The 16,176-nt window shown below is 69.1% G+C and carries 21 protein-coding genes and 1 tRNA gene; 4 read left to right on the top strand and 18 right to left on the bottom strand.

What is annotated here, in order from left to right:
* The 8 genes from DEU35_RS01750 to DEU35_RS01785 form a co-directional block, all read right to left on the bottom strand.
* Complete coding sequence (locus tag DEU35_RS01750) at window positions 1-1,356, bottom strand: homoserine dehydrogenase (RefSeq protein WP_116238440.1); 1,356 nt, start codon at window positions 1,354-1,356, stop codon at window positions 1-3.
* Window positions 1,353-2,801, bottom strand: coding sequence for a diaminopimelate decarboxylase (gene lysA, locus DEU35_RS01755; protein ID WP_181904535.1), 1,449 nt, complete (start codon window positions 2,799-2,801; stop codon window positions 1,353-1,355). The genes DEU35_RS01750 and lysA overlap by 4 nt, the downstream gene beginning before the upstream one ends.
* A gap of 234 nt (window positions 2,802-3,035) precedes the next feature.
* Window positions 3,036-3,806 carry a DUF2993 domain-containing protein gene (locus DEU35_RS01760; protein ID WP_116238442.1) on the bottom strand — a complete coding sequence of 257 codons (771 nt, stop codon included), beginning with the start codon at window positions 3,804-3,806 and terminating at the stop codon, window positions 3,036-3,038.
* Window positions 3,807-3,809: 3 nt separating this feature from the next.
* A complete protein-coding gene (argS, locus tag DEU35_RS01765) occupies window positions 3,810-5,474 on the bottom strand; it encodes an arginine--tRNA ligase (RefSeq protein WP_116238443.1) in 1,665 nt (554 codons plus the stop codon).
* Window positions 5,475-5,513: 39 nt separating this feature from the next.
* A complete protein-coding gene (locus tag DEU35_RS01770) occupies window positions 5,514-6,317 on the bottom strand; it encodes a transglutaminase family protein (RefSeq protein WP_116238444.1) in 804 nt (267 codons plus the stop codon).
* 54 nt (window positions 6,318-6,371) lie between these two features.
* Window positions 6,372-6,839, bottom strand: coding sequence for a hypothetical protein (locus DEU35_RS01775; RefSeq protein WP_116238445.1), 468 nt, complete (start codon window positions 6,837-6,839; stop codon window positions 6,372-6,374).
* Window positions 6,836-7,990, bottom strand: coding sequence for a serine/threonine-protein kinase (locus DEU35_RS01780; protein ID WP_116238446.1), 1,155 nt, complete (start codon window positions 7,988-7,990; stop codon window positions 6,836-6,838). The genes DEU35_RS01775 and DEU35_RS01780 overlap by 4 nt, the downstream gene beginning before the upstream one ends.
* Window positions 7,991-8,021: 31 nt before the next feature.
* Window positions 8,022-8,276: a DUF6458 family protein gene (locus DEU35_RS01785; protein WP_116238447.1), complete on the bottom strand. Its 255-nt coding sequence runs from the start codon at window positions 8,274-8,276 to the stop codon at window positions 8,022-8,024.
* A 120-nt stretch (window positions 8,277-8,396) separates the two neighbouring features.
* Here DEU35_RS01785 and DEU35_RS01790 point away from each other — a divergent pair, with 120 nt between their 5' ends.
* Window positions 8,397-8,594, top strand: a complete 198-nt coding sequence (locus DEU35_RS01790) for a DUF2188 domain-containing protein (RefSeq protein WP_103210844.1) — start codon at window positions 8,397-8,399, stop codon at window positions 8,592-8,594.
* A 50-nt stretch (window positions 8,595-8,644) separates the two neighbouring features.
* On the opposite strand, the gene DEU35_RS01795 is transcribed toward DEU35_RS01790, so the two are convergent.
* The 9 genes from DEU35_RS01795 to DEU35_RS01830 all read right to left on the bottom strand — a co-directional run bounded on the left by DEU35_RS01795 (window position 8,645) and on the right by DEU35_RS01830 (window position 13,944).
* Window positions 8,645-8,717: transfer RNA gene (locus DEU35_RS01795), tRNA-Arg, on the bottom strand.
* A 90-nt stretch (window positions 8,718-8,807) separates the two neighbouring features.
* Window positions 8,808-8,981: a hypothetical protein gene (locus DEU35_RS16945; RefSeq protein WP_180993479.1), complete on the bottom strand. Its 174-nt coding sequence runs from the start codon at window positions 8,979-8,981 to the stop codon at window positions 8,808-8,810.
* 82 nt (window positions 8,982-9,063) lie between these two features.
* Complete coding sequence (locus tag DEU35_RS01800; RefSeq protein ID WP_103210210.1) at window positions 9,064-9,513, bottom strand: hypothetical protein; 450 nt, start codon at window positions 9,511-9,513, stop codon at window positions 9,064-9,066.
* Window positions 9,513-10,736, bottom strand: coding sequence for an exonuclease domain-containing protein (locus tag DEU35_RS01805; protein WP_181904537.1), 1,224 nt, complete (start codon window positions 10,734-10,736; stop codon window positions 9,513-9,515). Before DEU35_RS01805 ends, DEU35_RS01800 begins: the two co-directional genes overlap by 1 nt.
* A 74-nt stretch (window positions 10,737-10,810) precedes the next feature.
* Window positions 10,811-11,119 (bottom strand): hypothetical protein, encoded by a 309-nt coding sequence (locus DEU35_RS01810; protein ID WP_116238449.1) that lies wholly within the window; start codon window positions 11,117-11,119, stop codon window positions 10,811-10,813.
* A gap of 159 nt (window positions 11,120-11,278) precedes the next feature.
* Complete coding sequence (locus tag DEU35_RS01815) at window positions 11,279-12,448, bottom strand: RtcB family protein (RefSeq protein ID WP_116238450.1); 1,170 nt, start codon at window positions 12,446-12,448, stop codon at window positions 11,279-11,281.
* Between the two features lie 342 nt (window positions 12,449-12,790).
* Complete coding sequence (locus DEU35_RS01820) at window positions 12,791-13,144, bottom strand: hypothetical protein (RefSeq protein ID WP_258027961.1); 354 nt, start codon at window positions 13,142-13,144, stop codon at window positions 12,791-12,793.
* Window positions 13,145-13,213: 69 nt separating this feature from the next.
* Window positions 13,214-13,351, bottom strand: a complete 138-nt coding sequence (locus DEU35_RS16950) for a hypothetical protein (RefSeq protein WP_170210590.1) — start codon at window positions 13,349-13,351, stop codon at window positions 13,214-13,216.
* Between the two features lie 38 nt (window positions 13,352-13,389).
* The gene (locus DEU35_RS01830) at window positions 13,390-13,944 is read right to left on the bottom strand and encodes a MarR family winged helix-turn-helix transcriptional regulator (RefSeq protein ID WP_103210201.1); all 555 of its coding nucleotides are present in this window, start codon (window positions 13,942-13,944) and stop codon (window positions 13,390-13,392) included.
* Between the two features lie 114 nt (window positions 13,945-14,058).
* Between DEU35_RS01830 and DEU35_RS01835 the strand changes: the two genes are divergently transcribed.
* The 3 genes from DEU35_RS01835 to DEU35_RS16955 all read left to right on the top strand — a co-directional run bounded on the left by DEU35_RS01835 (window position 14,059) and on the right by DEU35_RS16955 (window position 15,100).
* Window positions 14,059-14,436: a hypothetical protein gene (locus DEU35_RS01835; protein ID WP_116238451.1), complete on the top strand. Its 378-nt coding sequence runs from the start codon at window positions 14,059-14,061 to the stop codon at window positions 14,434-14,436.
* A gap of 1 nt (window position 14,437) precedes the next feature.
* Window positions 14,438-14,779 (top strand): hypothetical protein, encoded by a 342-nt coding sequence (locus DEU35_RS01840; protein ID WP_103210197.1) that lies wholly within the window; start codon window positions 14,438-14,440, stop codon window positions 14,777-14,779.
* Window positions 14,780-14,950: 171 nt separating this feature from the next.
* Window positions 14,951-15,100, top strand: a complete 150-nt coding sequence (locus DEU35_RS16955; protein ID WP_170210589.1) for a hypothetical protein — start codon at window positions 14,951-14,953, stop codon at window positions 15,098-15,100.
* 3 nt (window positions 15,101-15,103) lie between these two features.
* Here the strand turns inward: DEU35_RS16955 and DEU35_RS01845 are convergent, their stop codons facing one another.
* A complete protein-coding gene (locus tag DEU35_RS01845) occupies window positions 15,104-16,174 on the bottom strand; it encodes a spore photoproduct lyase family protein (RefSeq protein WP_116238452.1) in 1,071 nt (356 codons plus the stop codon).
* Between the last annotated feature and the right edge of the window lie 2 nt (window positions 16,175-16,176).

A 16,176-nucleotide genomic window follows, 5' to 3' on the forward strand; every position in this document is an offset into this window, starting at 1 on the left:
TCAATTCCCTTCCACACGCAGCACGGAGACCACGCGCTCGACGACGCCGCTCGCGGCGAGACGCTCGACGGTCTCGCTCAAATCCTGCTCGCGTGCCTTGTGTGTTCCGATGACCAGGCGGGCGGATCCCGCTCCGGTCGATGAGCCTGTCGCAGCGCCCGAGTCTCCGGCATCCGGAGTCGCCTCGATGACCGTCTGCTCGACGGTCGCGATCGAGACGCGCCCCTCACTGAGAATCCCGGCCACCGTCGCGAGGACGCCCGGCTGATCGTCGACCTCGAGGGTGATCTGGTAACGCGTGATGACGCGACCGATCGGCACGGCCGGGAGGTTCGCGCGCGTCGACTCGCCGACGCCCACACCACCCGCGATGTGGCGGCGCGCTGCCGAGACGACGTCGCCGAGGACCGCGGAGGCGGTCTGCACGCCACCGGCGCCGGCACCGTAGAACATCAGGTCGCCCGCGGCCTCGGCCTGCACGAAGACGGCGTTGTTCGCACCGTGCACACTCGCGAGAGGATGGGTGCGTTCGACGAGGGCCGGGTACACGCGCACGGAGATCGATTCGGTACCGCCGTCCTCGGCGGCCAGACGCTCGCACACCGCGAGCAGCTTGATCACGTACCCGGCGTGACGCGCCGACTCGATCATCGCGGCGTCGACCGAGGTGATGCCCTCGCGGTGGACGGCATCCAGCGGGACGGTCGTGTGGAACGCGAGGCTGGCGAGGATCGCGGCCTTCTGCGCGGCGTCGTAGCCCTCGACGTCGGCGGTGGGATCGGCCTCGGCGTACCCGAGGGCCTGCGCCTGGGCGAGGACGTCGGCGAAGTCGGCGCCCTCGGTGTCCATGCGATCGAGGATGTAGTTCGTCGTGCCGTTGACGATTCCCATGATGCGTACCACCCGGTCGCCGGCGAGCGAGTCGCGCAGCGGGCGGATGATCGGGATGGCACCGGCGGCGGCGGCCTCGTAGTACACCTCGGCACCCACCTGATCGGCGGCCTCGAAGACCTCGGAGCCGTGCGTGGCCAGCAGCGCCTTGTTGGCGGTGACGACGTCGGCGCCCGAGGCGATCGCGTGCAGCACCTGCGTGCGTGCGGGCTCGATGCCGCCCATCAGCTCGATGACGATGTCGCTTCCGACGATCAGGGTGTCTGCGTCGGTGGTGAACAGCTCCTGAGGGAGATCGACGTCGCGCTTGGCGTCGAGATTGCGCACGGCGATGCCGGCGAGTTCGAGCTTCGCTCCGGCGCGGTCGGCGAGCTCGTCGCCGTGCTTGAGCAGCAGGTCGGCGACCTGCGAGCCGACGGCGCCGGCGCCGAGGAGCGCCACGCGGAGCGTGCGGTAGTCGGTCATTCGGTGTCTCCGTGGGGTGGTGAGGTCGTACCTCGGGGAAGGGGGGAATCGGATGCCGGGATCCCGGCGTCGCGCGCGAGCAGGTCGTCGATGCTCTCTCCGCGCACGATCACACGGGCCTGTCCGTCGCGCACCGCGACAACCGGCGGGCGCGGCGTGTAGTTGTAGTTGCTCGCGAGGGAGAAGCAGTACGCGCCGGTGGCGGGCACCGCGAGCAGATCGCCCGGTGCCACGTCGGCGGGAAGGTACTCGGCATCCACGACGATGTCGCCCGACTCGCAGTGACGTCCGACGACGCGCGAGAGGGCGGGAGTCTCGGAACTCGCGCGAGAGACGAGGCGCGCCGAGAAGTCGGCGCCGTACAGCGCGGGGCGGGCGTTGTCGCTCATGCCGCCGTCGACGCTGACGTAGGTGCGATCGAGGTCCTCCCCCGCGGTCACGGTCTTGACCGTGCCGACCTCGTACAGGGTGATCCCGGCCTGCCCGACGATCACACGGCCCGGTTCGGTGGCGACGTCGGGCAGGGGGATGCCGCGCACCGCGCACTCGTCGGCGATGGCATCGACGATCCCGTCGGCGATCTCTTCGATGGGCTTCGGGTCGTCGACCGACGTGTAGGAGATGCCGAAGCCGCCGCCGACGTTGAGAAGGGGGATCTCTCCCCCGGCCAGCAGATCGGCGTGCAGGTCGACCAGGCGCGCGGCCGACTCGCGGAAACCGGAGGAGTCGAAGATCTGCGAGCCGATGTGCGCGTGCAGCCCCACGAACCGCAGGCTCGACAGCTCGCGGATGCGGGCGACGGCCTCGGCCGCGTCCTCGATAGAGAAGCCGAACTTCTGATCTTCGTGCGCCGTGGCCAGGAAGGCGTGTGTTTCGGCGTGCACGCCCGTGCGCACCCGCACGAGCACCGGCTGCACGGCTCCGCGCCGCTCGGCGATCGCCGCGAGGCGCTCGATCTCGATCGGGCTGTCGACCACGACCGAACCGATGCCGACCTCGACGGCGCGCTCGAGCTCGCTCACGTTCTTGTTGTTGCCGTGGAAGCCCAGGCGCGCGGGGTCGGCGCCCGCGGCGAGCGCGACCTCGAGCTCACCGCGCGTGCAGACATCGACGGAGAGACCCTCGGCGACGACCCAGCGCACGACCTCGGCCGACAGGAAGGCCTTGCCCGCGTAGTACACGCGGGCCCGGATGCCGTGGCGTGCGGCCGCGGCATCGAAAGCGGAGCGCGCACGACGGGCATGGGCGCGCACCTCGTCCTCGTCGAGGACGTAGAGCGGCGTTCCGAAACGGTCACGGAGATCGAAGACCGAGACCCCGCCGACTTCGACCGACCCGTCGTCGACGCGGTGGGCCGAGGCGGGCCAGACGGAGGCGACGAGCTCGTTCGCTTCGGCCGGGGCGGTGAGCCAGGCGGGCACGAGCGCGGAGTGCGAGGCGGACACAGGGGGACCAATCGGGTTTTGCGGCGACGCGACGGCCGCGGATCACGGCTCCCACCCGCGCGGAGAGTCACGCGGCGGGCAGTCCTTGCAGTCTAGGGCACGACGCATGCCGCCCCTTTCCCACACGACCGCCCCTACTGTCTCGGTTCCGAAGGGGCGGGGGCTTCGCGGCACGCGACCGGGATGAACGCACACGCGGACGTCCGGGGCGATGCTCTTCGTCGGGCGGGACGGTCAGCCGCAGGTGCCGTCGCTCTGCAGGGCGGGATCGTTCAGGATGCCGCCGGCCACGTCGAAGGTCGCGACGAGGTCCTGCCCCTGGACGGTGGCCGACGTCAGGGTGAGCCCCTTCGGGAGACGGTCAGCGATGCAGAGGCTCGTCGTCTTCAGAACGGAATCGGCCACGCCGCCGAATTGGCCGCGCAGGGTGTCGGCGTCGATCGCGTTGCCGCCCACCTGGAACGACGACGGCGTGAGCGTCAGATCACCCGATGCGGCACCGGGGGTGACCCCGACGCCGACGGGGATCGCGATGCCGAAGAGCGAGAGAGAGGTCTCCAGCTCCACGTCGGGCGCGGCGACGGTGACGGTGCTGGCCGGGAGGTCGGGGACCTCGGCGAGCAGCGCCTTGAGCTGATCCTGGTCGAGACGCACCGAAGCCACTCCGCCGTCCGCCGCCGCGTCACCCGAGACGGGGACGCCGCGCAGATCGACCCGGACGTCGCCGGTGATCGGCCCGAGGGTCACGTCGTTCGACGACACGGCGACCTCGTCGAGGCGTCCGCCCAGCAGCTGCGGCAGGACCAGACCCGACACCGACACGTCGACGTTCTGATCGTCGGGCAGGCCGACGTTCTTCACGACGAGCGAGCGCACGGTGCTGGTCACGACCGAGCGGGCGATGAACTCCGCGGCCACGATCGCCCCGGCGAGCAGGACGACGACGACCACGAGGACGGCGATCCACCGACCGGTGCGGCGGCGGGGGGCCGTGGCATCCGTCATCGTCTACATCCGCTCCGGAGCGCTGACGCCGAGCAGGTCGAGGCCGTTTCGCAGCACCTGGCCGGTGGCGTCGTTCAGCCACAGGCGCGTGCGGTGCACGGACTCGACGGGGGCGTCGCCGAGCGGGATGACGCGGCAGTTGTCGTACCAGCGGTGGTACAGGCCCGCGAGTTCTTCGAGGTAGCGTGCGACGCGGTGCGGCTCGCGCACCTCGGCGGCGTACGCGACGATGCGCGGGTACTCCTGCAGTGCGCCCAGGAGCGCCGACTCGGTCTCGTGGTCGAGCAGCTCGGGGGCGAACTCTGAGCGGTCGACGCCGGAGTCCGCGGCGTTGCGCGCGACATTGTGCGTGCGCGCGTGGGCGTACTGCACGTAGAAGACCGGGTTGTCGTTCGTGCGCTTCTGCAGGATCTCGGGATCGAGCGTCAGCGGCGAGTCGGCCGGGTACCGCGCGAGCGAGTAGCGCAGGGCGTCGGTTCCGAGCCACGCCTGCAGGTCGTCGAGCTCGACGATGTTCCCCGCCCGCTTGGACAGGCGCGCACCGTTGATCGAGACGAGCTGGCCGATGAGTACCTCGATGTCCTTCTCGGGGTCGTCGCCCGCAGCACCCGCGAGGGCCTTGAGGCGATGGACGTAGCCGTGGTGGTCGGCGCCGAGCAGGTAGATCTTGTGCGCGAAGCCGCGGTCGCCCTTGTTCAGGTAGTAGGCGGCGTCTGCGGCGAAGTACGTGTACTCGCCGTTCGAACGACGGATGACGCGGTTCTTGTCGTCGCCGAAGTCGGTCGTGCGCACCCACACGGCGTCGTCCTCGTCGAAGACGTGACCCTGCTCGCGCAGGCGGTCGACGGCCTCGTCGACGAGGCTCGGCTGGCCCTCGATGCGGGCGTGCAGGTCGCGCTCCGAGAACCAGACGTCGAAGTGCACGTTGAACCGCGCGAGCGAGGCCTGGATCTCGCCGAGCTGGAAGCCGTAGGCGAGCTCGGTGGCGACCGAGATCTGCTCCGCGCGGTCGAGTTCGAGGATGTCGGTGCGGGCGGCCTGGACGCGCTCCGCGAGTGCGGCGATGTAGGCGCCGCCGTAGCCGTCTTCGGGTGTCGGCTCACCGGCGATCGCGGCGACCACCGACCGGCCGAAGCGCTCCATCTGCGCACCGGCGTCGTTGATGTAGAACTCGCGGACCAGCGTCGCGCCGCTCGCGAGCAGCACGCGGGCGATCGCGTCGCCCAGGGCCGCCCAGCGGGTGTGGCCGATGTGCAGGGGACCGGTCGGGTTGGCGCTGACGAACTCGAGATTGATCGTGTTCCCGCGCTGGCTGTCGTTCGCGCCGAACGCGGCGCCCTGCTCGACGATCATGCGGGCCAGCGCACCGGCGGCCGCGGCGTCGAGGCGGATGTTGATGAAGCCGGGGCCGGCGACCTCGACGCTCGCGATGCCGTCGACGGATTCGAGGCCCGCGGCAATCTCTGCCGCGAACTCACGGGGGTTGACCCCGATGACCTTGGAGAGCTTCAGGGCGGCGTTCGATGCCCAATCGCCGTGGTCGCGGTTCTTGGGCCGCTCGAGCGGAAGGTCGGCGGCGGTGATCCCGGCCGAGGATCCCTCTCGTCGCGCCTCGGCGAGCGGGGCGATGACGGCGAGCAGGGCGGCGGAGAGGGCTGCGGGATCCATAACCCGTCAAGTCTAGAGCGCGTCGCCGGGGAGCCCGCGTCAGGCGATCTGCACCAGGGCCTCGTGGTCGTCGGGCTCCGCAGCGGGGGCGTCTTCGAGCACGGCATCCACGTGCATCCGCTCCAGACCGACATAGCCGCCGTGGAAGCTGAGGAAGGCGCAATCTGCCGCGTCGCGTCCCGTGGCGATCCGCACGAGCGAGCGGCGGTCGGCGAGGCGCGTGGCGTCGATGACGTACCAGGCCCCGTCGAGGTACGCCTCGGCGACGGCGTGGAAGTCCATCGGCTCCAGTCCCGGGGCGAAGCACGCCGCGTAGCGAGCCGGCACGTCCATCGCGCGCAGGAGGGCGATCACGACGTGGGCGTAGTCACGGCACACGCCCTGACCGGTCGACAGGGTCGTCACGGCGCTGTCGGTGCCCATGCTGAGCCCGGGCGTGTAGGTGACGGTGGATGCCACGAAGCTCGACACCGCGGCCAGGAGCTCGCGCCCCGACAGACCGCGGAACTGACGCCGCGCCTGGGCGAAGACCTCGTCGGACTGGCAGTACCGGCTCGGCCGGAGGTACCCGATGGTCTCGAGATCGCTCGTTCGCGGACCGTGTGCGGGGCCCGTCACGAGCGCCTCGTACCGCACCGAGAGCTGCCCCTGATCGGCGGTGAGTCGGTGGAGCCGGCTCCCGGCCTGATCGACGAGCTCGGTCGGCGCGTAGTGACGATCGCCTTGCGAGAACGTCAGGTTCTCGCTCGCGAGGGGTGCTCCCTGTGCGGCGGTGATCTGGAAGATGAGGTCGACGGAGGCCCCGAGATCGAGGTCGAGTTCAGCGGTCACGCGGCGCGGCACCGGGCAATCCTCGCACGCGTTCCGACCCCCTCGGCGCGCTCCGGGCGAAGCGGCTCAGCCGTCTTTCTTGCCCGGACCCTTGCCGTTGCCGTTGCCGTTGCCCGGCCCCTTGTCATCTTTCCCGCCCGAATCTTTGTCATCGGGAGCCGGCTGGGCGGGCTCGTCACCGCCGTCGTCGGTGACCGTCTCCTGCGACGGTTCGGGCGTGGGCTCCGTCGTGGGGGTGGGCGTCGGGGTCGGGACCAGAGAAGTCAGGTCGGCGCGGACGGTGGCGATCCGACTCAGGATGCCGTCGGCTTCGTCCGCGGAGATCTCGCCGGCGTCACGGCGGGCGACCACGTCGGCCTCGAGAGCATCCAGGCTCGCGAGAGCCGAGGCGTAGTCGCCACCAGAGGCCTGATCGGCCACGGTCTGCACGTTCTGCTGCCAGGCCGTGGGGGTCGCAGCCGGCGGGGTGCACGCCGCGAGGACGATGGCCGCGGCGAGGAGGAGGCCCGCGGCGGGGGCGGCGCGGCGGATCACGGACCCACCTGCTTCCAGAGGTCGTCCATGTGCTGGTCGAGGGGCTGGGGAAGCGACGGCAGAGCGGGCTCGTCGGCCCCGCCCCCGGAACCGACAGCTGCGGCGATGCCGATGCCTCCGACGGCCAGGAGAACCGCAACGACGGCGCCGATGACGAGCGCGCGAGGCGAGGGCTTTCTGTCGGCCCGGCGCCGAGTCGGGTTCGCGGACGGCTCGAAGACGCGCGTGGGGCCGGTGCTGCCGGCAAGGGCGGCCGTCGGAAGAGGCGAGGCCGGCTTCGCCGGGGCCGATACGGGCACCGTCACCCCCGAGAGGGTGCCGAGCTCGGAGATGAGGCCCGTGGCATCCGGTCTCTCGTTCGGCTCGATCGCGGTCATCCGCTCGAGAACTCCACGCCACGCAGGCGGGATCTGCGCGGGGATATCGGGAGCCGCGACGAGACGGGCGGCGAGGGCCTCGTGCGGGGTGCGGGACCCGAAGGGGCGGGAGCCGGTCAGCGCCTCGAGCAGGACGAGTCCGAGCGCGTAGACATCGCTCGCGGGGCCGGCCGGCATCCCCCGGGCCTGCTCGGGACTGAGATACGCCGCGGTGCCGATCACCGTGTCGGCGCGCGTCACCCGCGTCGCTCCCACGAGCGAGGCGATGCCGAAGTCGGCGAGGGTCGCGCGCGGGCTCTCGCCGGCGTGGGCGGCGGGTCGGATGAGGATGTTCGAGGGCTTCACGTCGCGGTGGACGATGCCGCGACCGTGGATGACGGCGAACGCCTCGGCGATCTCGCGACCGATGCGGGCGACATCGGGCCCCGGAAGCGGTCCGCGCGCGATGCGGTCGGTGAGGGTCGGTCCGGCGATGAGTTCCATGGCCAGGTAGGCCGGCTGCGCGTCGAGCTTGGCGTCGTACAGCGTTACAAGCGAGGGGTGCGACAGGGACGCGAGCAGCCGGATCTCGGAGCGCACGCGGGCCACGTCGGAGGGGTCGGCGCCGTCGCCGTCGATCACTTTGAGGGCGAGGGTGCGTTCGAGAGCGGTGTCGACGGCTTCGTAGACACGCGCGTATCCGCCCTGGCCGAGGACGCGACCGAGGCGATAGCGCCCATCGAACAGGTCGTCGACGGCAGGGTCGTACGCGACGGTGGGGGTGGGTTCGGTCATATCAGCTCTCCGGGGATCGACCCCGCGGGGCTCAGACGAGGTCGTCGTTCGAGGAGCGCGTGCTCGAGCGCGTGACCTGCGCCGCCCCCACTCCTTCGGTACGGGTGACCGTATCGGTTTGGCGACGACGAACCAGCATCACGACCCCGATGAGGAAGACGACGACGCCCGCGCCCATCATGATGTAGCCGATCGTGGTGAGATCGACGAAGTCGTTGGGGAGGTTGACCGCGAAGGCGAGGATGGCACCGACGACGAACAGCGCGATACCGGCTCCGACACTCATGACAGACCCCTTTCGAAGGTACTGCCCAGCATGTCAGCCTTCGCCGGAAACGCGTGGTGGTCTTGACAACGCCTGTCAAGACGGGGGTGGAGGACACAGCCCGGGTGTGACATGGATGCCATGAGCCAGAACGACGTGACCACACGATCGAACCGAGGACAGTGGGAGAACGCGGTCGAGGGCCGGCCCGAGCTCTCGGCGAGCTTCTCCAGCCGCGAAGAGGCCGTGGACCAGGGACGGGCCGTCGCGGACGAGCTCGGTTCGCAGCACATCGTCGAAGACGCCGAGCCCACCGGGTCCGTCACCGACGAGGGCTGAACCCGGCAAGACCGAAGGCCGCGATCGTCATGATCGCGGCCTTCTCGATGTGCCCCCGACTGGAATCGAACCAGCGACCTTTGGTACCGGAAACCAACGCTCTATCCCCTGAGCTACGGAGGCGGACCGGTCAAGATTAGCACCGTGGAGCGGCGCGCCCCGACCCGCGGGGCGACCGCCGACGATCTCGACGCCCGCTCCGCGGCATCCGGATCACTCGTCGCCGATGACTCCGATTCCCGTCGCCTGGTGGTCGGCGTTCGGATCGTCCTTGGAGGGAGCCTTGGCTTCCTCGTCGACGTCGTTCTCCTGGCTCGGCTTGACCGTGGGGTCGTCGCCGAGGTCGGCGGCGTCGTCGGCGGGTGCGGAGTTCTGCGAGTCGCTCATGGGTTTCCCTTCGTCGCGTACCCCTCCAGCCTGGCAAGAGCGCGAGCGAGGAGCACCGGCTTGACCGGAGCGGCCGCCGGGCCTATCGGCCGAACAGACCGCGCACTCGGCGCCCGACGGACTGTGTCAACAGCACCTGCCGTCCGTTCACGTCGATCGCGAGCACCGAACCGCCGAGCCCACCGGCGCGCACCGGCACCGCCTCGCCGCGGACGTACGCCTCGGCCACGTCGACATGGACGGCGAGCAGTTGGGCGCTCTGATCTTTCGAGGTGTTGGCGTCGACGATCTGCAGGCGGTGGCCCGTGTCGGTCTCGACCGAGAACCACCGCGAGCCGGGCGTCGAGACGACGGCCCAGCGCTCTCCACGCGAGAAGCGCGCCCATGCGGCGCCGTCACGCAGCTCGGTCGTGACGGCGAGGTCGGCCTGGGCGACGACGAGCACCTCGAGCATCGCCAGTGCCTCCGCCGCGGTCACGTAGTCGCCGCGGTCGGCGCTGAGACCGCCCCATTCGAACCTGCGCTCGCCCATCAAACACTCGCCAGCAGGTCGCGCAGCCAGCCTTCTCCGACGACGGGGACGCCGTAGTCCCGCGCCTTGCGCGCTTTGCCCGACAGCGAGTCGGGGTCCGCGGCTACGAGAATCGCTGTTCGCTTGGTCACGGCGGGTTTCGGAACGAAGCCGGCTGAACGAAGATCCCGCTCCCACTCGGACCTCGAACGCGACATCTCGCCGGTGAGCACGATCTCGTCGCCGGGCGCGAGGAGGAACTCCTGTAGGACGACCGTCGGAGGTGACGTCAAACGCGTGGGCGGCGCGAGAAGAAGACGGGACACCATCTCGTCGTCGATGTCGAGCAGAGCGGCGACGAGCTCGACGTCCGCCCGTTCGACATCCGTGACGACACCGTCGGCCCAGACGACGTTGACCAACGCGGTGAAATAGTCGCGGTGCAACCGATGCGCGGTGTCCCGCCCGATCCCGGACCGATCAGCGAGAGCGACGAGGGCGTCCTTCTCGTGCTCGGAGAGGTAGCGATCGAGAAGGGCTCGCTCGACGAGTGCGAGATACTCCGCTTGCTCATGGGTCTCTGAGACATCCGGGATCCGCACCACTATGCGGTCGATGAAACCGGGGGTGACGGGGGGCACCTCGTCCCGGGCGAGCCACGCATCGCGCCCACCATCGAAGGGCGTCAGGTGCGGGGCTGACAGCAGAAGCGGATCCCACTGCTCGCTCCCCCCGCTTGCGATGAACGCTTCGAGCAGGCGGGCCGTGGCCAGCGCGTCAGCTGAAGCCCGATGCGCCCCCACGAGCGGGATACCGAAGGCATCGCAGCAATCCGCGAGGGCCAGGCCGCTGCCGAGATGTGTGCGGGCGAGGCGCATCGTGCATGCCGTGACGAAGTCGTCGGCTCGCCTGTAGTCGATCCGATCGAGCTCGGCGTTGAGGAATCGAAGGTCGAAAGACGCGTTGTGGGCGACGACCACGCGACCCGACAGCAGCTCCAGCAGCTCGGCGGCGACCCTCTCGAAAATAGGAGCCTTGATGATCTCGCGAGCGGAGATGTTGTGAATGCGTTGTGCACCCAGGTCTCTACGCGGATTTATCAGCGTCTCCCACTGCCCCGTGATCGTTCCGTCCGGGTCCGAGTGCACGACGGACACCTCTATCGCACGATCGTCACGTTCGGGGACGAGGCCCGTCGTCTCGAAGTCGATGGTCGCAAAGCCGCCCGCGGCGCCGGTCTTCATGCCCAGAGCGTAACCCCGCACAGAAGTCGAGTGGCCCCAGGGCGGGGACATCGACCGCGTCGAAACTACGCCCGTCAGGTGCGGGGCCGGAGACGGTCGTCGGGATGAAGACTGCGCAGCGGCACCGAGCCGTCGACGATCGCCTGAATCGCACCGGTGCTCACCTCGAGCTCGGCGGAGATGCGGTCGAGGTCGGCTCCCGACGACACCGCCGAGCGCAGCGCGGTCACGGCCGCGTCCGAGGTCTCGTCGACGTCGTCTGCCGTGCTCTCCACGAAAGCCGCCAGGCGGGCCTGCGCGAGGCGAATGCACGTGCTCTGGCGTTCACTCCGGTCGGAGGGGTCGTGATGATGGTCGATGGTCTGGGCACGATCAGAGGTCATGAATCTTCACTCCGGGGGGAAGTGTCCGCCCGCGCGGCTTCGCGAGCTCTCCCCCATCGTCGCGAAACGACGCCCGTCCGCGCATCCCCCGAGCGATGTATTCCACCCCGGCCGAACGGCGGATGCCATGGCTGCGGTGTGGCAGCCATGGCATCCGTCTCAGTCGCCCTTCACGTTGACGATCTGGCGCAGCGTGTGCCGCACCGTGACGAGATCGGCGGCGTCGGCCATGACCCGATCGATCGGCTTGTAGGCCTGCGGGATCTCATCGATGAACGCGTCGGTGTCTCGGTACTCGATCCCCGCCATCGCTTCGCGCAGCTGTTCGCGCGTGAAGGTCTTGCGGGCGGCCGACCGCGAGTACTCCCGACCCGCGCCGTGCGGAGAGGAGTTCAACGCGACGGGGTTGCCCCGGCCCTCGACGACGTACGAGGCCGTGCCCATCGACCCCGGGATGAGGCCCGGACGACCGGCGTCGGCCATGATCGCGCCCTTGCGCGACACCCACACCTGCTTGCCGAAGTGCGTTTCGGACTCGGTGAAGTTGTGATGGCAGTTGATCCGCTCGCGCTCTTCGACGGGGGCGTCGAGGAATCGCCCGAGCTGGTTCGCGACGCGGTCCATCATCTCTTCGCGGTTGAGCAGGGCGAAATGCTGCGCCCACCGGAGCTCGCTGATGTACCGAGTGAACTCCAGCGTGCCCTCGACGAGGTAGGCCAAATCGGGGTGCGGAAGCTCGATCCACCACTGCTTCGCGAGCCGCTGCGCCACCGTGATGTGGTGCTGCGCGATGCGGTTGCCGACGCCGCGCGAGCCGGAGTGCAGGAACATCCACACGTCGTCGTTCTCGTCGAGCGAGATCTCGATGAAGTGGTTGCCGCTGCCCAGCGACCCGAGCTGGTGCCGCCAGTGACCGGCGTACGACGCGGGGTCGAACCCGGCCTCGTCGGCGAGCGCCTCGAGCTCGGCCACCCGCGGCTCGGCGGTCGCGACGATCTTGCGGTTGTCACGACCGGCCGAGAGCGGGATGGCGCGCTCGATCTGCTGCCGCAGCTCTGCGAGATCGCGACCGGGGAGGTCTGCGGCACGGAACTGCGTCTTGACGGCGATCATTCCGCACCCGATGTCGACGCCGACGGCCGCCGGCATGATCGTCCCGAGCGTCGGGATGACCGACCCGACCGTTGCACCCAAGCCCAGGTGGGCATCGGGCATGAGGGCGAGGTGGGGGTAGATGAACGGCATGCGCGACGAGGTACGGGCCTGGTCGATGGTCTTGTAATCGATCAGGCTCGCCCACGACACGAGACGTTCGGTGAGCTTCTGCATGGGTCCTTTCCTTCGTGTGGTGCGCTGACGCGCGCGGAGTCGAGCCTCGGGACGAGGCACTCCCCCACCCGGTGGAAAGAGAAACGCCCCGACCTGACGGTGCGGGGCGTGGGAAGACGGATGTCTAGACGACCGGCGCCGGAGGGTACGACGAAAGCGGGAACAACAGGTACGTTCCCTGCTGCTCCGGACGCAGATCGCGGTTCGCGGTCATGGTCTCGTCTCTCCTCGGCTCACCGTGCCGATCGGCACGGATTTGAGAACCTAGCGGATGCCGAGCGTCGGCGGCAAGCCCTCCCGGGGCGTACACCCGCACGCGGGGACGATTTCACCCGTGTCGGCTCACGCCTGCGTCGGCTGATCGAAGTCGTAGTCGAAGGGTTCCTCGTCGGAGGTCGACGCGGGCTCGACCGCCCGAAGATGCGGACGCGGAAAGAGGCGGTGGTCCTTGAGCTCTGCGGCGGCGTGCGAGAAGTCCGGCTCTTCGTCGTGCCACTCCAGCGGGGCGGAAAGGACATCGTTGCCGACACCGATCACGAGCTCGGCCTGGGCGACCTTCTTGTCGTCGGTGACGATGGGGATGCTGACGGCTTCGGCCTGACCCTCTTTCGCCACCGCCGCGGTCAACTCGATCAACGACGCGGCAACGTCGTCGGTGGTGATCACGGTCTCGCCGGCATAGGTCACGCATCGCATAGGCCTACCTTCGCCGGTGCGGGGGAGGAACCGAGGCGGGTTGCCGGTCCGGCGTGAGTGAGATACGCCTCAGTCGCGCCGCTGCGGCGAGCGGAACATGGCCTCATCGAGTTCGAACCACACCGCACGGACGGTGTCGAACTCTCCGAAGGGTTCGGGCTGGGGATCGCTGAGGGAGAGGCGGTAGCCGCGAGGCAGGTCATCCACGTGCTGTCCGTCGCGCGGGCCGCCGACGAGCACGTAGATCACGGGGAACCAACCGCCGGGTGCTCGACCGCCACGCCGTCCACGGCGTCGCTCATACGTCGGAGGAAAGCGACCACCGCGGCGGCTTCTTCGGGCGTCATGTCGATGACCGCCGCGAGCATGCGATCGTGCATGTTCCCGAGCGTCTGCCGCACTTCGGCGTGCGCGCGGGGGGTGGCCTGGATGAAGATGCTGCGCCGGTCGTCGGGGTTCGCTGCGCGCGTGACGTGCCCCGATCGTTCGAGACGGTCGAGGATCGCCGTCGTGGAGGCGGTGGAGAGACCGAGATAGCGCGTGAGCTCCCCCGGTTTGACACGGCGGGCCGAGTCGCGCAACAGGTACCGCAGAACGAGGAGCTCGTTCTCTCCCATCGACATCGAGTCGCGAGTGCGGCGACGCATGGCGACCTCGGCCGCGCGGTAGATCCGCAGCGCTTCGAGGACGGCCTTGCTGCGCTGGCGGCGGTCCGACGGCTCGCCGCCGTACCAGTAAGCCACCTCTTCGGTGGACTCGGCGGGCGCGGAGCGAAGAGACGTGGATCCGACATCGGTCATGGCACACTCCTCCCGCTCTTCCGAGAACTATACGTCGAAAATAATAGTTAGACAAACTAGTTACTAGTCGAGTATGTTCTAAGGACAGCTAATCGCTTTCGAAGGGAGTACCCCATGGGCCACCTGTTCTACGGCACCACGACCGAATCGATCCAGATTCCAGATCGTCTGCTCTCCCACATCAAGGTCGTCACGGCCACCAAGCTTCGACGGAGCGAGAGCTTCACGCTCAGCTGGACGCACGTAGACGGCACTCCGGGCCGCTCCACGCTGTGGCTGCAGCCCGCCATCCCTCTCCGCTTCGTCTTCGACTCCGCCGAGCCTGAGACCCTCAATTCCACCGTGCTGAAGACCATGGCCGATATGGCCAATTCTTCGGCCGGTCTCGTCGTCGACCTGAACGTCGAGATCCCTGCGATCGACAGTGCGCAGCGTCCGCAGACGGTCCGCACCACCGCCCCCGCCCGTCGCACCCTTTCCGCGGCGGCGTGACATGACGACCCCGACCTCCCTCTCCCCCGCTCCCCTGGCCGCGGCCCGCGTGCTGTGGGCGAAGGTCGACACCGGCTTCTGGGTCGCGCACCGCGGCGGCGAGTACTTCGGCTGCGTCGACCAGGTCGCGGGTGGGTTCGTCTCCCGTGATGCGCACGGCGTACCGGTCGGCCGATACGACACCCTCCACACGGCCAAGGCGTCGGTGCGTTCGACCACTCACCCGGCGAACGTCTCGCGCCGTCGCCGATTCGAGCGGGCCACCGTGCTCACCGCCACCGGCGTGGGTGGCACGACCCTCGCCCTCGCGTTGACCGCCGGCGCCTTGGCGCCGTACCTCTGATCGTCGTGGGCGACATCGAGCTTCGCGACGAAGCAGACGACTTCGAGGATGCCGCGAGCGCAGACTTCACCGAGCGCTTCGGCGTTCGTCCCCTGTGAGAGCGTCCACCCCCTGGACACGGACGGTGGTCCGTGGCACCGTCGCTCCACAACGACGACGAAGAGGATGAACATGACGAATCGCGATGCACGCGCGGACGATGCCCCCGGTCACGACTCCCCGGGAGCGGGAAGCGAGTCTCCCGAAGAGGGCGCCGCGGCCCAGCAGGACGCCGACGAGGCGTCCACGACCGAGGGATCACCCACCGGCGAGATCAGCTGAGCCTCAGAATGCGTAACGCACCCGGCAGTACGGGAGCTTGAGCGCGATGAGGTCGCCCAGAGCGGCCACCGCCTGCGCCTTGAGCGGATGACGGTATCGCACGTTGACCGCCCCGTTCTGCGACCTCTTCTCTTCTTGGACGGCGGGGGTCCACAGCAGTTCTTCCCCCTTCGGATGCCACCCGAGGTTGACCTCGTGGAGACCCTCGTTGTGAGTGAGGAAGATCACCTCGCACGCCAATTGCGCCTTCGCCCGGGCGTGGAGGGCGGCGTCGAGCTGATCGAACAGTTCTGCCCAGTCGGCGAGCCACGTCGGGGTGAGGATGACCGGCGAGAAGTTGACGTGCACTTCGTACCCGGCATCCACGAAATCGTTGATCGCCGCGATCCGATCGGCCATCGGCGAGGTGCGCAGATCGGTGACCCTCGCCGTCGTCGCCGGCATGAGCGAGAAGCGGATGCGCGTGCGCCCCGCCGGATCCCACTCGAGCAGGTCGCGGTTGACGAACTTCGTCGCGAACGATGCCTTGGCCGTGGGTGTCATGCGGAACAGATCGCAGACGTCGCGCACGTTCTCGCTGATCAACGCATCGACGGAGCAATCGCCGTTCTCGCCGATGTCGTACACCCATGCCTCGGGATCGCACTGGTTCGGCTCGGACTTGGGGCCGCGCGCCGCGACGTGCCGCGCGAGGTGCCTGGTGATCTGCTCGATGTTGGCGAAGACCGTGATCGGGTTGCTGTAGCCCTTGCGTCTCGGTACGTAGCAATAGCTGCAGGCCATCGCGCACCCATTGGAGAGCGAGGGCGCGATGAAGTCGGCGGAGCGCCCGTTGACCCGCGTCGCCACACTCTTCTTGAGGCCCAACACGAGCGCCTCGGTCTTGATGCGCACCCAGCGGGCGACGTTCGTCTCGTCGCCGTGCACCTCGGGGATCTGCCAGTGCGAGGCGATCCGGACGATGTCGGCCTCGGGCCAGCGCGCGATGATCTCGCGGCCGCGCTCGAGTTCGAGAGCGGCCTCCTCTGCGTAGATGCGGGTGACGCGCAAGAGGTTCTCGCGTTCGACGGCCATGG

Source organism: Microbacterium sp. AG157, from assembly GCF_003385695.1.
Classification (GTDB): domain Bacteria; phylum Actinomycetota; class Actinomycetes; order Actinomycetales; family Microbacteriaceae; genus Microbacterium; species Microbacterium testaceum.

Coding starts and splice junctions, on each gene's coding strand:
- DEU35_RS01750 (WP_116238440.1), bottom strand. CDS start 1,356: ATGACCGACTACCGCACGCTCCGCGTGGCGCTCCTCGGCGCCGGCGCC.
- DEU35_RS01760 (WP_116238442.1), bottom strand. CDS start 3,806: ATGACGGATGCCACGGCCCCCCGCCGCCGCACCGGTCGGTGGATCGCC.
- argS (WP_116238443.1), bottom strand. CDS start 5,474: ATGGATCCCGCAGCCCTCTCCGCCGCCCTGCTCGCCGTCATCGCCCCG.
- DEU35_RS01780 (WP_116238446.1), bottom strand. CDS start 7,990: ATGACCGAACCCACCCCCACCGTCGCGTACGACCCTGCCGTCGACGAC.
- DEU35_RS01785 (WP_116238447.1), bottom strand. CDS start 8,276: ATGAGTGTCGGAGCCGGTATCGCGCTGTTCGTCGTCGGTGCCATCCTC.
- DEU35_RS01790 (WP_103210844.1), top strand. CDS start 8,397: ATGAGCCAGAACGACGTGACCACACGATCGAACCGAGGACAGTGGGAG.
- DEU35_RS16945 (WP_180993479.1), bottom strand. CDS start 8,981: ATGAGCGACTCGCAGAACTCCGCACCCGCCGACGACGCCGCCGACCTC.
- DEU35_RS01800 (WP_103210210.1), bottom strand. CDS start 9,513: ATGGGCGAGCGCAGGTTCGAATGGGGCGGTCTCAGCGCCGACCGCGGC.
- DEU35_RS01805 (WP_181904537.1), bottom strand. CDS start 10,736: ATGAAGACCGGCGCCGCGGGCGGCTTTGCGACCATCGACTTCGAGACG.
- DEU35_RS01810 (WP_116238449.1), bottom strand. CDS start 11,119: ATGACCTCTGATCGTGCCCAGACCATCGACCATCATCACGACCCCTCC.
- DEU35_RS01815 (WP_116238450.1), bottom strand. CDS start 12,448: ATGCAGAAGCTCACCGAACGTCTCGTGTCGTGGGCGAGCCTGATCGAT.
- DEU35_RS01820 (WP_258027961.1), bottom strand. CDS start 13,144: ATGCGATGCGTGACCTATGCCGGCGAGACCGTGATCACCACCGACGAC.
- DEU35_RS01830 (WP_103210201.1), bottom strand. CDS start 13,944: ATGACCGATGTCGGATCCACGTCTCTTCGCTCCGCGCCCGCCGAGTCC.
- DEU35_RS01835 (WP_116238451.1), top strand. CDS start 14,059: ATGGGCCACCTGTTCTACGGCACCACGACCGAATCGATCCAGATTCCA.
- DEU35_RS01840 (WP_103210197.1), top strand. CDS start 14,438: ATGACGACCCCGACCTCCCTCTCCCCCGCTCCCCTGGCCGCGGCCCGC.
- DEU35_RS16955 (WP_170210589.1), top strand. CDS start 14,951: ATGACGAATCGCGATGCACGCGCGGACGATGCCCCCGGTCACGACTCC.
- DEU35_RS01845 (WP_116238452.1), bottom strand. CDS start 16,174: ATGGCCGTCGAACGCGAGAACCTCTTGCGCGTCACCCGCATCTACGCA.